This window comes from Bacteroides caecigallinarum (assembly GCF_021531075.1).
In the GTDB taxonomy this organism is placed as follows: domain Bacteria; phylum Bacteroidota; class Bacteroidia; order Bacteroidales; family Bacteroidaceae; genus Phocaeicola; species Phocaeicola caecigallinarum_B.
The window spans coordinates 1-964 of the sequence record NZ_JADYTJ010000132.1; the positions used below are offsets into that span (position 1 = coordinate 1).

Genomic DNA, 964 nt, shown 5'->3' on the forward strand with positions numbered 1-964 from the left:
GGTCCCGACTTACCCTGATCCGATTAGCGTTGATCAGGAAACCTTAGTCTTTCGGCGAGGGGGTTTCCCACCCCCTTTATCGTTACTTATACCTACATTTGCTTTTCCATACGCTCCAGAGTGGCTCGCGCCACGCCTTCGACGCCGAATGGAATGCTCCCCTACCAATTGGAAACAATTGCCTTGCGGCCATTGTCCAATTCCATAGCTTCGGCAGACAACTTGATACCCGATTATTATCCACGCCAAATTCCTCGACTAGTGAGCTGTTACGCACTCTTTAAATGAATGGCTGCTTCCAAGCCAACATCCTAGCTGTCTTAGCAATCTGACTTCGTTAGTTTAACTTAGCTGTCATTTCGGGGCCTTAGCTGATGGTCCGGATTGTTCTCCTCTCGGGCACGGACCTTAGCACCCATGCCCTCACTCCCGGGGTCGAACTGATGCGCATTCGGAGTTTGTCAGGACTTGATAGGCGGTGAAGCCCTCGCATCCAATCAGTCGCTCTACCTCACATCAGTAATCCTCGAGGCTGCACCTAAATGCATTTCGGGGAGTACGAGCTATCTCCAAGTTTGATTAGCCTTTCACCCCTACCCTCAGCTCATCCAGAAGCTTTTCAACGCTTATTGGTGCGGACCTCCATCTGGTGTTACCCAGACTTCATCCTGGCCAAGGGTAGATCACTTGGTTTCGCGTCTACCGCATCCGACTCGACGCCCTGTTCAGACTCGCTTTCGCTTCGGATCCGGGTCTCATGACCCTTAACCTCGCCGGACACGGTAACTCGTAGGTTCATTATGCAAAAGGCACGCTGTCACTCCTTACGGAGCTCCAACCGCTTGTAGGCGCACGGTTTCAGGTACTATTTCACTCTTCTGTTCGAAGTGCTTTTCACCTTTCCTTCACAGTACTGGTTCACTATCGGTCTCTCGGGAGTATTTAGCCTTACCGGATGGTCCCG

At 51.7% G+C, this 964-nt stretch carries 1 rRNA gene; it reads right to left on the minus strand.

Features of this window, described 5'->3' with window-relative positions:
- A 23S ribosomal RNA gene (locus I6E11_RS14675) occupies positions 1–964 on the minus strand; the annotation flags it as partial.